Raw genomic sequence first — 13,210 nt, forward strand, 5'->3', positions numbered from 1 at the left:
GGATCAGCCCAGGTTGTCCTGAATCACACCCAATACCTTGCGAGCCACATCGGCTGGCGCCACGGTATTGATGTTTTTCTCGACGGTGACCTGGACGTTGTCGCCGACCTTGCTCAGGCGAACCTGGTAACGCTCGGCGCGGGCTTCGACTTCTTCCTTGTCCGGCGCACTGCCGAACAAGCTACTGAAGAAGCCAGGCTTCTCGTCTTTCTTCTCGGCTTTTTCAGCGAGGTTGATGTAGTAGAGGCCCAGGCTGCGGTTGATGTCTTCAACCCGCCATTCGCCCTGCTCCAGCGCGCGGCCAACGCTCGACCAGGCGCGGTCGAGGTCGGAGCCGACGTTGAGCACCGGGTTGCCGCTGCCGTCTTCGCTCAGGCTGACCCGGCTCGGCGTGTCGTAGTCACGGGTCGCGAGCATCGAGACCGAACCGCCCTGCTCGGCGTTACGGCTCATGCTGGCGAGCATGTCGTCGACGAGCGCGGCGTCGAGACTGCCATTGACCGAGCGATTGGTGAAAGCCACGTCGGCAGTGCTGCCGGCGGGACGCTCGGCGCTGACCACGTAGATTTCACTGGTGTTGCGCTGCACGCCCGGCTCGATGCGCACGCGCACGCGGGTTTCGCTGTCGGCTGCGACACCGGCGGCGCTCAGGCGCTTGGCCATGGCCGCGGACAGTTCATCGGAGCGCTGCCAGGTGGTGGTGAATTCGCCGGTCTGCGGGCGCTGTTCGTCCAGGCGGAAACCGTTGTCCTGGAAGAACTGGATAGCCACGGGCCAGACTTCGGCCGGTGGATGCTGGCCCATGACCCAGCTCGAATCACCGCTCTTCTGCAGGGTGTAGTCGCTGGCATCGGCTACGGCCGACAGCGGCTGTGGGCGCGGGACAACGTATTCGCCCTTGACGCTGTCATCGGCGACGTTGCGCGGGATCGGCAGCAGCGGATCCAGGCGCTTGGCAACGCTGACATCAGGTGGCAGTTGCATCGGTGCAGTCTGTTGCGCTTCGAGGTAATCGCTACCACGGTCGCGGAAATAACCATCCGGGCCCCAGATCCATCCACAGCCACTGGTGCTGGAGATAATCAAGGCAAGTGCGGAAAGGCCGGCCATTCGCTTCATGCGGTGTAGTTCCTCAATTAAACCAGGACGCCGGACTGGCGCATGGCCTGCCGCAGCTGTTCGTGACAGGTAGTGCTCAACCAGGTGAGCGGCAGGCGGATGCCTTCGTGCATCAGGCCCATTTCGACCAGGGCGAATTTCACCGGGATCGGGTTGGCTTCGATGAACAGGTCCTTGTGCAGCGGCATCAGTTTTTCGTTGATTGCCCGTGCGGTCTCGGCGTCGCCCTTGAGCGCGGCCTCGCACAGGTCGGCCATGGCGCGTGGCGCGACGTTGGCGGTGACGGAAATATTGCCCTTGCCGCCCATCAGGATCAGCTCGACAGCGGTCGGATCATCGCCGGACATGACGATGAAGTCCTCGCTCACGCCATCGAGGATGGCCTTGGCACGCGTCAGGTCGCCAGTGGCTTCCTTGATGCCGATGATGTTCGGCACGGTGGACAGGCGGATCACGGTCTCGGCCTGCATGTCGCAGGAGGTGCGGCCGGGAACGTTATAGAGGATCTGCGGGATGTCGACGGCTTCGGCAATGTGCTTGAAGTGCTGGTACAGGCCTTCCTGGGTCGGCCTGTTGTAGTACGGAACGACCAGCAGGCAGGCATCGGCCCCGGCTTCCTTGGCGTTGCGGGTCAGCTCGACGGCTTCACGGGTCGAGTTGGCGCCGGTGCCGGCGATTACCGGAATACGGCCATTGACCTGCTTGACCACGGCGCGGATTACTTCGATGTGCTCGTTGACGTCAAGGGTGGCCGACTCGCCGGTGGTACCGACGGCGACGATGGCGTGGGTGCCGTTCTCAAGGTGGAAGTCCACGAGTTTGCTGAGGCTGGCCCAGTCAAGACGCCCTTGTGCATCCATGGGTGTGACCAGTGCCACCATACTGCCCGCAATCATGAAACCGCTCCTGCCGGAAAAAGAGAGCGGTAATGGTACTGGCGCCAAGATGCTTGTACAAGCGAACTCCCATTCCCCTTGGCGATGGTTTTCGCTACCCTTCAGGCTTTGATCGGTACCGATAAGCTCACACGCCGGTTCCCAGCCTCCGTTTTCGTCGCTACAAGCCCCGATCCTGCGTTTGTCCTGAAGCATTTGCTGATCCCGCAATGCAGCAGAAACCCGGGCAGAGGGCTTGAACCGTTCGCTTTCGCAGGGCTGCTACCGTGCCGCGCGGCACAAAGGTACCGACCGCTCATCGCTTTAGGAATGCTGCATGTCCACCCCCACAGTCCGCGAACAATTCCTTGTTATCAGTGCCCTTGGCGCAAACCCCATGGAGCTGACTAACGTCCTGTGCCGCGCCAGCCATGAAAATCGCTGCGCCGTCGTGACCTCACGCCTGACCCGTCATGGCGAATGCAGCGCCCTCGTGCTGGAGATTTCCGGCAGCTGGGACGCCCTGGCGCGCCTGGAGGGCAGCCTGCCGGTGCTGGCCAAGAAGCACGCCTTCACCGTCAACGTGGTGCGCAGCGCCGCGCTGGAAAATCGTCCCCAGGCCTTGCCGTATGTAGCTTATGTGAGTTCGGCCTACCGCCCGGACATCATCAACGAACTGTGCCAGTTCTTCATGGACCATCACGTCGAGCTGGAGAACCTGACCTGCGATACCTATCAGGCCCCGCAGACTGGCGGCACCATGCTCAACGCCACGTTCACCGTGACATTGCCGGCCGGCACCCAGATCAGTTGGCTGCGCGATCAGTTCCTAGATTTCGCCGACGCGATGAACCTGGACGCACTGATCGAACCGTGGCGCCCACAAAACCCAATGTAAGGAAGCGTTCATGGCCGTTGCCATCGACCAGCCGGTTACCGATTTCCAGGCGCCCGCCACCAGCGGGCAGACCATCAGCCTCGCCGCCCTGAAAGGCAAACAGGTGGTCATTTATTTCTATCCGAAAGACAGCACCCCCGGTTGCACCACCGAAGGCCAGGGTTTTCGCGACCAATACGCGCAATTCCAGGCCGCCAACACCGAAATATTCGGTGTATCGCGGGACAGCCTCAAGTCCCACGAGAACTTCAAGTGCAAGCAGGAGTTCCCCTTCGAGCTGATCAGCGACAAGGACGAAACGGTCTGCCAACTGTTCGACGTGATCAAGCTGAAGAAGCTGTACGGCAAGGAATACCTGGGCGTTGATCGCAGCACCTTTTTGATCGGCAAGGATGGCGTGCTGCGCCAGGAGTGGCGTGGTGTGAAAGTGCCGGGGCATGTGGAGGCGGTGCTGGCGGCGGCTCAGGCGCTCAACCAAGCCTGAAGATCTTTGTTGTCTGCACTGGCCTCATTCGCGAGCAGGCTCGCTCCCACAGGGGATTGATTAACGTCAAAAATCCAGTGTGGGAGCGAGCCTGCTCGCGAAGGGGCCTTAAGCCTCACCCGATTATTCAGCTACAACAACGGCGCCACCACCGGCTCCTTGCTCGGCCACGCATCCAGCACCGCCTTGAACAACGTCGCCAGGGGAATCGCAAAGAACACCCCCCAGAAGCCCCACAGCCCGCCAAACAACAACACCGCGCAGATAATCGCCACTGGATGCAGGTTCACCGCCTCGGAGAACAGCAGCGGCACCAGCACATTGCCGTCCAGCGTCTGGATGATCCCGTACACCGCCATCAGATAGATGAACTGGTCGCTCCAACCCCACTGGAACAGTGCGATCAGCGCCACCGGCACGGTCACGACCACAGTGCCGACGTAAGGCACCACCACCGAAATGCCCACCAGCAACGCGAGCAACGCGGCATAGTTGAGCCCCAGCGCCACAAAACCGATGTACGTGACGCCGCCGCAGATGAAAATCTCGATGACTTTCCCACGGATGTAGTTGGCGATCTGCCGGTTCATCTCCTGGGCCACACGGGTGATCAATGCCCGCTCGCGCGGCAGGTAGCCTCGGACCCAGCGTCCGATCATTTCCCGATCCTTGAGAAAGAAAAACACCAGGATCGGCACCAGCACCAGATAGATCATGATGTTCACCAGCAACGGCAGGCTGGACAGCGAAAACGTCAGCGCCCACTGGCCGAACTTGCCGATCTCGCCACGCACCACTTCGATGGTCTGCAGCACTTGCTCGTCCGAGACCAGGTGCGGGTAGCGTTCCGGCAGCAGCAACAACAGCGATTGCCATTTGGCGAGCATTCCCGGCAGCTCGTTGAACAGAGTCACCAACTGGTGCCAGAGCAACGGCACGATGACCACGAGGAACACCACCAGCAGCCCCATGAACAGCGCGAACACCAGCCCTACCGCCACGGAGCCAGGCAAACGCAGGCGTTCCAAGGCTGTGACCAGCCCCTGCATCAGGTACGCCAGCACCATTCCCGCCAGCACCGGCGCGAGCATCCCGCCCAGCGTCAGGACCGCCGTAAACGCCAGGAACAGCAGCACTGCCAGGACCACCGCTTCCTCATCGGAGAAGTAGCGCTGAATCCAGTCGCGTAACACTTTGAACATTAAAAATCCTTAGGAGACGCTGTCGGTTTTCAGGCTTTTTTCAGCCAGTAACGGTAGACGCCGTTATCGTCTTCTTCGCGCAGCAGCGTATGACCAGCCAAGCGGGCAAAGGTGCGAAAGTCGCGCTGGGAGCCCGCATCCGTGGCCGTCACCTTGAGCACGGCGCCACTGGCCAGGCGATTGAGTTCCAGCTTGGCCTTGAGCAACGGCAGCGGACAGTTCAGGCCACTGGCGTCCAGCTCGGCATCGTGGGCTACAGCATCGGTCATTGTTTCACTCCGCAACAGGTCGTCGAGCGGCCTAGAATATCTGGTCCCGGACCCGCTGTCCGGCTACAGTAAGGTCTTTGTCGACTAAGGCTTCGTGCATGACATTTCTGCGCCCCACCCTGCTGACGCTCGCTTGCCTGCTCGCCTCACCGGGCTTCGCCGACGACCTGCCGTCACTTGGCGATGCCAGTTCTGCCATCGTCTCGCCGGAGCAGGAGCATCAGCTGGGCCGCGCCTGGCTGGCCTTGTTGCGCAGCCAGGTCTCGCAACTCAACGATCCGCAGCTCAAGGACTATGTCGAAACCAGCGTCTACAAGCTGGTGGAAACCAGCCAGGTCAACGACCGGCGCCTGGAATTCATCCTGATCAACAGCCCCCAGCTCAACGCTTTCGCCGCGCCCGGCGGGATCGTCGGGGTCAACGGCGGCCTGTTCCTCAACGCCCAGACCGAAGGCGAATATGCTTCGGTCATGGCCCACGAACTGGCGCACTTGTCGCAACGCCATTTTGCCCGCGGCGTCGAAGCCCAACAGCGCATGCAGGTGCCGATGATGGCGGCGCTGCTGGCCGGCATCGTGATTGCCGCCGCCGGTGGCGGTGACGCCGGGATCGCCGCCATTGCCGGGACCCAGGCCGCCGCCATCCAGGAGCAACGGCGTTTCTCGCGGCAAAACGAACAGGAAGCCGACCGCATCGGCATCCAGAATCTGGAGAAGGCCGGTTACGATCCACGGTCGATGCCAACGATGTTCGAGCGCCTGATGCGCCAGTATCGGTTTGACGCCAAGCCCCCGGAATTCCTGCTGACTCACCCGGTCACCGAATCGCGCATCGCCGACACCCGCAACCGCGCCGAACAGGCCAAGCCGGGCGGAATCGAGGACAGCATGCGTTACCAACTGATCCGCGCGCGGGTCCAGTTGACCTATGAAGAAACCCCTGGCCTGGGGGCCAAGCGCTTCCGCGCACAGCTGGACGAGAACCCGAAGAGTGACGTGGCCCGCTACGGACTGGCGATCGCCCAGATCAAGGGTGGCCAACTGAATGAAGCCCGGGAGAACCTCAAGCCATTGCTGGCCAAAGCGCCCAACGAGATCATCTACAACCTCGCCCAGGTAGACCTGGACATCACCAGCAACAAGCTGGCGGACGCTCAATCTCGCGTGGATCGACTGCTGAGCCAATATCCGGGCAACTACCCACTCAATCAGGTGCGCGTCGATCTGTTGCTCAAGCAGAATCGCCCCGCCGATGCGGAAAAGGCCCTGGAAACCCTGCTCAAGAGCCGCCCGGACGACCCGGACATCTGGTACATGGTGGCCGAAACGCGTGGCCTGTCAGGCAATATCATTGGCTTGCACCAGGCACGCGCCGAATACTTCGCGTTGGTTGGCGACTATCGCCAGGCGATCCAGCAACTGGACTTTGCCAAACGACGCGCCGGGAGCAATTTTCCTTTGTCATCGCGCATCGACGCCCGCCAGCGTGAACTCATGGAGCAGGAGCGCATGGTCAAGGACATGATGGGCTGAGCATTTACCAGGCATAAAAAAACCGCCTCGATATCGAGGCGGTTTTTTTTTCAGCTGAATACCGGCTTATTCAGCCAGCTTGAAGGTAATGAAGCTTGCACGCCCCTGGCGCAGGACGCGCATCGACACCGAGCGATTCTTCGGCAACGCCTTGGCGATGTCGGTGAACTCCTTGGCCGAGCCGATGGCCTGGTTGTTCAGGTGGGTAATGATGTCGCCAGGTTGCAGGCCGATCAACGCAGCGGGACCGTCCTGTACTTCCTTGATCACCACACCACCCTGCAATTCCAGGGTTCGCTTCTGCTCATCGGTCAGCTCGGCCACCGCGACACCCAGGCGATTGCTGCTGCGCTCGACGCCGGACTTGGGCAGCGAATCCAGTTCCTTGCCTTCTTCCGGGATCGCGCCGACAGTCAACTCGACATTCTTGCGCTTGCCTTCGCGAATCACTTCCAGGCTGGCCTTGGCCCCGGCCTTGAGGGCGCCCACCAGATGCGGCAAGTCGGCGGACATGACGATCGGCTGCCCATTGAGGCTGAGAATCACATCGCCCACTTGCAAGCCGCCCTTGGCGGCCGGGCCACTTTCCTGGATCTGCGCCACCAGGGCGCCGGCAGGTTTCTCCAGGCCAAACGACTCGGCCAGGTCCTTGTTCACTTCCTGGATGACCACGCCCAGCCAGCCACGGCTGACCTTGCCCTCGCTTTTAAGCTGGTTGGATACATCCAGGGCCACGTCGATCGGGATAGCGAAGGACACCCCCATGAAACCGCCCGAACGGGTGTAAATCTGAGAGTTGATACCCACCACTTCGCCGTCGAGGTTGAACAGCGGCCCACCGGAGTTGCCCGGGTTGATCGGCACGTCGGTCTGGATGAATGGCACGTAGTTTTCGTTTGGCAGGCTACGCCCAATAGCGCTGACGATGCCCTGTGTCACGGTATGGTCGAAGCCGAACGGCGAACCGATTGCCACCACCCACTGGCCGGCTTTCAGGTTCTGCGATTTGCCGAGCTTGAGCACCGGCAGGTCCTTGCCTTCGATTTTCAGCAAGGCCACGTCCGAACGCGGGTCGGTGCCGATCAGCTTGGCCTTCAGTTCACTGCGATCTGCCAGGCGCACGAGGATCTCATCGGCGTCGGCAATCACATGGTTGTTGGTCAGGATGTAGCCGTCTGGCGAGATAATGAAGCCCGAGCCCAGGGACTGCGCTTCACGCTGACGACCACCGCCAGGCGAACGCGGCTGTGGCATCCCGCGCTCGAAGAACTCGCGCAGCATGGGCGGCAAGCCTTCCAGGTCCGGCATCTGCGGGTCCATCACCCGACGCTCCGGCAGCTTCTGCGTGGTACTGATGTTCACCACGGCAGGCGAAGCCTGTTCGACCAGTTGAGTGAAGTCCGGCAACTCGACCGCCACAGCGGGAACGGCCTGACCGAGCACCAGCACGGTGGCAAAAATGGAGAGATAGGTTTTCAAGCGTGGTATCGACATACGGCTCCCGTTACGACGAGCATGGTTAAGCGATATGGAGCAGAAATACCTGGGAACGATACGCCAGTATTTTTGTTCCGCAAACAGACAAGGCCAGAGCCGAGCGGCTCTGACCTAATAGAAAAAAACTGGTTATTTTGCAAATGAAAATGCTGACAGGAAGTTTCAGCATTTTGCTCAAGCACGCTTGCCGGCCTCTTGCGCAATCGAGCCACCCGGGCAGCGTGTTATTGGGCTGCCGCGACGTCGGAACGCATGGACAACGCGATCCGTTCCGCCGTACCGATAGGTATTTCGCCAACTACCGTCACCATCATCTCGCCCTGGGGTGTAGTAAGCCGACGCGATACCGCTGCGGTCGGGCCAAGCTGCGTGCGGGTGTCGGTGGCAGTTGCACCATTCAGCGGCTCCAGGAACACCGAGAAACGGGCCAGGCCATCGTCATACATCAAGCTACTGACTTGGATCTTGGTGTCCGGGTCCTTGTGCGCAGCGCTACTGGTCAATTCAAAGCCGGGCGGAAGCCAGTCGGAATGCCAGGCGGTTTTCACCGTGGCGGCCTTACCGGGCCCCTGCGCAACAGCCTTGCATTCGACACTGGCCTGCAGATCAGCGTCTGAAGGCTCACCGATGTTCAAGCGAGTGAATTGGAAACGTTCGAGCAACTGGCCTTTGTCACTGAGCAACAGGGACTTGAGCGGCAAGCCGGTCTCTCTGTCGAGATGCAGCTCAAAGCCATAGCGATGCTGATCCTTGGGGGTCAGGGCGACAATGACAGCCTGACGCCCAGCCACACGCGACTTGCCAATAACGGCAAGGTCATACCAATTCTTGAGTTTCTGCGGATCGAGCGCACGTGCGGTGCCATCTGGCGAATTGCCCAGCCCGGCGATCAAGGTGCCGCTGACGCATTGAGTCTTTCCGTCAATGCGCATGACCTCCTGTGCCGAACCATCGAGCTGGAGCAGCCGCTCGCGGACTTTGCCATCCTGGACGCGATGCCAGATGTTATGGGTAGAAAAACTACCGTTACGCTCGTAAACGAAAGTGCCCTGGAAGCTTTGCTGCTGCTCGGCTTGACTCAGACGATTGAGCCAGTCCTGAGCTTCACCGGCATAGGCTGGAACAACGCACCAGCCACCTACCAGAAGCGAGAAAAGAGGTATGGCGCGCATGGTCCTCCTTAACGGTTTTCCAGACTGGCCGCACGAGCGTATGGCAGCGCGCTTTCAGTACCTTTCAGCGCGGCCTGCTGGGCATGCTGACGCAGGTAGTTAGGCAAACGCTGATCATGCCAGCCTGGCTGGCCTTGCAGGACGCCGTTGGTCATCGGACCGGCAGCTTCCGAACCTTCGCTGTAGCCGGCCAGTACCGCCGGACCCTTGACCTGTGGTGCTGCCAGGCCAGGCTGATTGGACTGCTGCGCCATTTGCACGCCGGCAATCTCATCCTGGTTGTACAGACGCACACCTGCCAATACAGCTACGGTAACCGAGGCAGCAACTGCCAGGCGACCCAGGCTGCGCCATGGACCGCGGGAGGCTTTTGCCGGCACGGCTTCGTCAGCCAGCGCAGCAGAAACGGCCGCAGCGATATCCAGGCGTGGAAGCAACAAGTCCTTGTGCATCACCGCCCGGGCAATCTGGTAGCGAGCCCAGGTCTCACGGGTTTCAACATCGTCAAAGGCATTTAATACCCGACGCAATTCCAATTCGTCCGCTTCGTTATCCATCACTGCGGACAGCGATTCCTGCAGGGCTTCACGACTCATGGCGTTCCTCTCTTGGCTGTCGCCGCTGTCTCAGTTTTCCTGCAACAATGGTTGCAGGGCTTTATCGATGGCCTCCCGAGCGCGGAAGATCCGGGAGCGCACGGTACCCACCGGACATTGCATGACGCTGGCAATGTCCTCGTAACTCAGACCGTCGAATTCACGTAAAGTTAACGCCGTACGCAAATCTTCAGGCAGTTGCTGAATGGTTCGATGGACAGTGCCTTCGATCTCATCCCGCAGCAATGCACGTTCCGGTGATTCGAGATCCTTGAGGCCGTGATCGCCGTCATAGAACTCTGCATCCTCGGAGCTAACATCGCTATCCGGCGGCCGGCGGCCGCGTGAAACCAGATAGTTTTTCGCCGTGTTGATGGCGATGCGGTAAAGCCACGTATAAAACGCGCTATCCCCGCGAAAATTACCAAGTGCCCTGTACGCCTTGATGAAAGCTTCCTGGGCAACATCCTGGGCTTCATGGGTGTCGTGCACAAAACGCACGATCAACCCGAGAATTTTGTGCTGGTATTTCAGCACTAGCAGATCGAAAGCTCGCTTGTCGCCGCGTTGAACGCGCTCGACCAGCTGCTGATCCTCTTCCTGGGTTAGCATGAACACTCCTCGATAAGCTCGAAGGAGGCTTGCATTACTAATCGTCCAAGCTTGCAACCATAGACTCGGGCTTTTCGCAAAAGTTCTCCCCCTTCCAAGCAAGTTTCCGGCGTGCTCTGATCCGGCACGCACGAAAAACGCAGCACGGGATTGCCCGGCCGCGCGAATAATCTGTCGTCGGGCCTGTCGGATGGGACTCGAATCGAAGTCCTGCACCAACCCGACGCTGTTCCCTTTTGCAGACAACCGTCTATTGAACCTAGGCGCTTGGCAAAAGTTCCCACCATTTGTAGCTCTTCGAAACGAAAATTTAGCAACCGTGACGAGATAAACAGCGTTCTGTCCTCGAAAAGGCTGCGTTGTCGCCGTTTCAGCAGAACCTTGTTCCGACGAAGCGCGTCGCTTCCCTGTCGCACTGGTTCCATATTGCCATGAACGCCCGGCTATTGTGCCGATCCCCCCCTCTATATACTAGTGGGCTGCACGGTCGCCTGCCCCCATTGAACCGGATGCCTGGCACCCACCCCGACCCGGGTCGCTTTGAGCGGAAACCATTCGAATGAGCCAACAGTATCAACATGATGTTCTGGTAATCGGCAGCGGCGCCGCCGGATTGAGCCTTGCGCTGACATTGCCCGCGAACCTGCGCATAGCAGTGCTGAGCAAAGGCGACCTGGCCAACGGCTCGACGTTCTGGGCCCAGGGCGGCGTCGCCGCCGTGCTGGATGACGCGGACACTATCCAATCCCATGTCGACGACACGCTTAACGCCGGCGGCGGGTTGTGCAATCGCGAAGCCGTGCGTTTTACCGTCGAGCACAGCAGGGAAGCCATCCAATGGCTGATCGACCAGGGCGTGCCTTTCACCCGTGACGAGCAATCGGGCACGGAAGATGGCGGCTTTGAATTCCATCTGACACGCGAAGGCGGCCACAGCCACCGGCGGATCATCCATGCAGCCGATGCGACCGGTGCGGCAATTTTCAAGACCCTGCTGGCCCAGGCCCGGCAACGGCCGAACATCGAATTGCTGGAACAGCGAGTCGCGATCGACCTGATCACCGAGAAACGCCTCGGCCTGGAAGGTGACCGCTGCCTGGGCGCCTACGTGCTCAATCGGGGCACCGGCGAAGTCGACACCTACGGGGCGCGCTTCGTGATCCTCGCTTCCGGCGGCGCGGCCAAGGTCTATCTCTATACCAGCAACCCCGACGGTGCCTGCGGTGACGGCATTGCCATGGCCTGGCGTTCAGGCTGCCGAGTGGCGAACCTGGAATTCAACCAGTTCCACCCCACTTGCCTGTATCACCCCTTGGCCAAGAGCTTCCTGGTGACCGAGGCACTGCGCGGCGAAGGCGCTCATCTGAAGCTCCCCAACGGCGAACGCTTCATGCAGCGCTTCGATCCTCGCGCCGAACTGGCCCCACGGGACATCGTTGCGCGGGCCATCGACCATGAAATGAAGCGCCTGGGCATCGACTGCGTGTACCTGGACATCAGCCACAAACCCGAAGCCTTCATCAAAAGTCATTTCCCCACGGTGTATGAACGCTGCCTGGAATTTTCCATCGACATCACCAAGCAGCCGATCCCGGTGGTGCCAGCGGCGCATTACACCTGCGGCGGGGTGATGGTCGACCAGCACGGCCGCACCGATGTACCCGGCCTGTATGCGATTGGCGAAACCAGCTTCACCGGATTGCACGGTGCCAATCGCATGGCCAGCAATTCGCTGCTGGAATGTTTCGTCTATGCCCGCTCGGCGGCGGCGGACATCCTCGATCAGTTGCCGCAGGTTGCCATCCCGACCACCCTGCCCACCTGGGATGCCAGCCAGGTGACCGACTCGGACGAAGACGTGATCATCGCCCACAACTGGGACGAACTGCGGCGCTTCATGTGGGACTACGTCGGCATCGTACGCACCAACAAGCGCCTGCAACGGGCCCAGCATCGGGTGCGTTTGCTGCTCGATGAGATCGATGAGTTCTACAGCAACTATAAAGTCAGCCGCGACCTGATCGAGTTGCGCAACCTGGCGCAGGTGGCGGAACTGATGATTCGCTCAGCCATGGAGCGCAAGGAAAGCCGAGGACTGCACTACACCCTCGACTACCCGGACCTGCTGCCCGAGGCATTAGACACTATCCTGGTGCCGCCCACCTACGCCGGCTGAACCTGAGCCGGACCCGCAGGCGCCGATGGACATCCGGCGCCAGCGCGTCGCGGGGCACGCACAACGAGCGGACCCACCACTCGCCCCGCAAGCGAAAGCGCAGCACCACGATCATCGGCAATGCCAGGCTGTCCGGCCGCAACTGCACCGCCTGCCAGCCGCCGCCCTCGCTCCAGAGCTGCCAGCCGTCGGCATCGCGACGCAAACCACGAAAAGCCTGGCGATGGCTCAGCAACAAATATCGCGGTAGCACCCAGGCGCCGTGGCCCAGGCACAACATGGAAGCAACGACTGCGAGCCAGGGAGGAATCGAGCACAGGAACAACGAGCCCAAGGCAAACACCTGGGCCAGGAGATAGGCCGCCAGCAGCTGCCGGGAGGCGCGCCAGCGGCACTCGAAGCGGCTATTTGGGCTGGACACGGTCCAGGATCATCCGGACCATGCGCTGCAGTTCCGGATCCTCGGATTCACTGCGTTCCATGAACCAGCCGAACATGTCCTGATCCTCGCATTCGAGCAAACGGACGTAACACGCACGGTCGACTTCATCAAGGTGTGGGTAGACCTCCTTCACGAACGGCACCAGCAGCACGTCAAGCTCAAGCATGCCGCGGCGGCTGTGCCAGTAGAGGCGATTCAGTTCAACATCTTCGACCATGGAGCACTCCTCAAATAGAGCGCAAGTATACAGGCCCGGCCGTAGCGGAACAGACGGCTTTGGTCGGGCGCCTCCGATCCTTTGTGAACTACCCATTTCAAGGGCGTCCCCTTATGATG

The 13,210-nt window shown here is 60.6% G+C and carries 14 protein-coding genes; 4 read left to right on the forward strand and 10 right to left on the reverse strand.

Annotation, left to right across the window (positions count from 1 at the left end):
- Window positions 1-3 precede the first annotated feature (3 nt).
- Together bamC and dapA are read right to left on the reverse strand one after the other, a co-directional pair.
- A complete protein-coding gene (gene bamC, locus J3P89_RS21465) occupies window positions 4-1,119 on the reverse strand; it encodes an outer membrane protein assembly factor BamC (protein WP_434653352.1) in 1,116 nt (371 codons plus the stop codon).
- A gap of 17 nt (window positions 1,120-1,136) precedes the next feature.
- The gene (gene dapA / locus J3P89_RS21470) at window positions 1,137-2,015 is read right to left on the reverse strand and encodes a 4-hydroxy-tetrahydrodipicolinate synthase (RefSeq protein ID WP_434603051.1); all 879 of its coding nucleotides are present in this window, start codon (window positions 2,013-2,015) and stop codon (window positions 1,137-1,139) included.
- 316 nt (window positions 2,016-2,331) lie between these two features.
- On the opposite strand from dapA, the gene J3P89_RS21475 reads away from it, so the two are divergent.
- Together J3P89_RS21475 and J3P89_RS21480 are read left to right on the forward strand one after the other, a co-directional pair.
- Entirely contained in the window at window positions 2,332-2,892 is a 561-nt protein-coding gene (locus tag J3P89_RS21475; RefSeq protein WP_003184325.1) for a glycine cleavage system protein R, read from the forward strand.
- Between the two features lie 10 nt (window positions 2,893-2,902).
- Window positions 2,903-3,376 carry a peroxiredoxin gene (locus J3P89_RS21480; RefSeq protein WP_434695588.1) on the forward strand — a complete coding sequence of 158 codons (474 nt, stop codon included), beginning with the start codon at window positions 2,903-2,905 and terminating at the stop codon, window positions 3,374-3,376.
- A 131-nt stretch (window positions 3,377-3,507) separates the two neighbouring features.
- Here J3P89_RS21480 and J3P89_RS21485 read toward each other — a convergent pair whose 3' ends face one another.
- The gene (locus J3P89_RS21485; protein WP_305496211.1) at window positions 3,508-4,578 is read right to left on the reverse strand and encodes an AI-2E family transporter; all 1,071 of its coding nucleotides are present in this window, start codon (window positions 4,576-4,578) and stop codon (window positions 3,508-3,510) included.
- 29 nt (window positions 4,579-4,607) lie between these two features.
- Window positions 4,608-4,847 (reverse strand): sulfurtransferase TusA family protein, encoded by a 240-nt coding sequence (locus J3P89_RS21490; protein ID WP_025212368.1) that lies wholly within the window; start codon window positions 4,845-4,847, stop codon window positions 4,608-4,610.
- 98 nt (window positions 4,848-4,945) lie between these two features.
- On the opposite strand from J3P89_RS21490, the gene J3P89_RS21495 reads away from it, so the two are divergent.
- Window positions 4,946-6,379, forward strand: a complete 1,434-nt coding sequence (locus J3P89_RS21495) for a M48 family metalloprotease (RefSeq protein ID WP_434569488.1) — start codon at window positions 4,946-4,948, stop codon at window positions 6,377-6,379.
- Between the two features lie 66 nt (window positions 6,380-6,445).
- Here J3P89_RS21495 and J3P89_RS21500 read toward each other — a convergent pair whose 3' ends face one another.
- The 4 genes from J3P89_RS21500 to rpoE form a co-directional block, all read right to left on the reverse strand.
- On the reverse strand, window positions 6,446-7,873 hold the full coding sequence (locus J3P89_RS21500; protein ID WP_434695589.1) for a DegQ family serine endoprotease: 1,428 nt from the start codon (window positions 7,871-7,873) through the stop codon (window positions 6,446-6,448).
- Window positions 7,874-8,100: 227 nt separating this feature from the next.
- Window positions 8,101-9,048, reverse strand: a complete 948-nt coding sequence (locus tag J3P89_RS21505; RefSeq protein WP_434695590.1) for a MucB/RseB C-terminal domain-containing protein — start codon at window positions 9,046-9,048, stop codon at window positions 8,101-8,103.
- A gap of 8 nt (window positions 9,049-9,056) precedes the next feature.
- Window positions 9,057-9,644 (reverse strand): sigma-E factor negative regulatory protein, encoded by a 588-nt coding sequence (locus J3P89_RS21510; RefSeq protein ID WP_434673753.1) that lies wholly within the window; start codon window positions 9,642-9,644, stop codon window positions 9,057-9,059.
- Window positions 9,645-9,674: 30 nt separating this feature from the next.
- A complete protein-coding gene (gene rpoE, locus J3P89_RS21515; RefSeq protein WP_003172477.1) occupies window positions 9,675-10,256 on the reverse strand; it encodes an RNA polymerase sigma factor RpoE in 582 nt (193 codons plus the stop codon).
- Between the two features lie 559 nt (window positions 10,257-10,815).
- Between rpoE and nadB the strand changes: the two genes are divergently transcribed.
- Entirely contained in the window at window positions 10,816-12,432 is a 1,617-nt protein-coding gene (gene nadB / locus J3P89_RS21520; protein ID WP_434673752.1) for an L-aspartate oxidase, read from the forward strand.
- Here nadB and J3P89_RS21525 read toward each other — a convergent pair.
- Window positions 12,401-12,853 carry a protein YgfX gene (locus J3P89_RS21525; RefSeq protein ID WP_434695591.1) on the reverse strand — a complete coding sequence of 151 codons (453 nt, stop codon included), beginning with the start codon at window positions 12,851-12,853 and terminating at the stop codon, window positions 12,401-12,403. The two genes, nadB and J3P89_RS21525, sit on opposite strands and share 32 nt — an antisense overlap.
- Window positions 12,837-13,091, reverse strand: a complete 255-nt coding sequence (locus J3P89_RS21530; RefSeq protein WP_039593311.1) for a succinate dehydrogenase assembly factor 2 — start codon at window positions 13,089-13,091, stop codon at window positions 12,837-12,839. The genes J3P89_RS21525 and J3P89_RS21530 overlap by 17 nt, the downstream gene beginning before the upstream one ends.
- Window positions 13,092-13,210: the final 119 nt, after the last annotated feature.

The sequence above is a fragment of the Pseudomonas sp. Z1-14 genome (assembly GCF_051132005.1).
Taxonomy (GTDB): domain Bacteria; phylum Pseudomonadota; class Gammaproteobacteria; order Pseudomonadales; family Pseudomonadaceae; genus Aquipseudomonas.

Coding starts and splice junctions, on each gene's coding strand:
- J3P89_RS21530 (WP_039593311.1), bottom strand. CDS start 13,091: ATGGTCGAAGATGTTGAACTGAATCGCCTCTACTGGCACAGCCGCCGC.
- J3P89_RS21510 (WP_434673753.1), bottom strand. CDS start 9,644: ATGAGTCGTGAAGCCCTGCAGGAATCGCTGTCCGCAGTGATGGATAAC.
- J3P89_RS21495 (WP_434569488.1), top strand. CDS start 4,946: ATGACATTTCTGCGCCCCACCCTGCTGACGCTCGCTTGCCTGCTCGCC.
- J3P89_RS21475 (WP_003184325.1), top strand. CDS start 2,332: ATGTCCACCCCCACAGTCCGCGAACAATTCCTTGTTATCAGTGCCCTT.
- nadB (WP_434673752.1), top strand. CDS start 10,816: ATGAGCCAACAGTATCAACATGATGTTCTGGTAATCGGCAGCGGCGCC.
- J3P89_RS21490 (WP_025212368.1), bottom strand. CDS start 4,847: ATGACCGATGCTGTAGCCCACGATGCCGAGCTGGACGCCAGTGGCCTG.
- J3P89_RS21485 (WP_305496211.1), bottom strand. CDS start 4,578: ATGTTCAAAGTGTTACGCGACTGGATTCAGCGCTACTTCTCCGATGAG.
- bamC (WP_434653352.1), bottom strand. CDS start 1,119: ATGAAGCGAATGGCCGGCCTTTCCGCACTTGCCTTGATTATCTCCAGC.
- dapA (WP_434603051.1), bottom strand. CDS start 2,015: ATGATTGCGGGCAGTATGGTGGCACTGGTCACACCCATGGATGCACAA.
- J3P89_RS21480 (WP_434695588.1), top strand. CDS start 2,903: ATGGCCGTTGCCATCGACCAGCCGGTTACCGATTTCCAGGCGCCCGCC.
- J3P89_RS21500 (WP_434695589.1), bottom strand. CDS start 7,873: ATGTCGATACCACGCTTGAAAACCTATCTCTCCATTTTTGCCACCGTG.
- J3P89_RS21505 (WP_434695590.1), bottom strand. CDS start 9,048: ATGCGCGCCATACCTCTTTTCTCGCTTCTGGTAGGTGGCTGGTGCGTT.
- rpoE (WP_003172477.1), bottom strand. CDS start 10,256: ATGCTAACCCAGGAAGAGGATCAGCAGCTGGTCGAGCGCGTTCAACGC.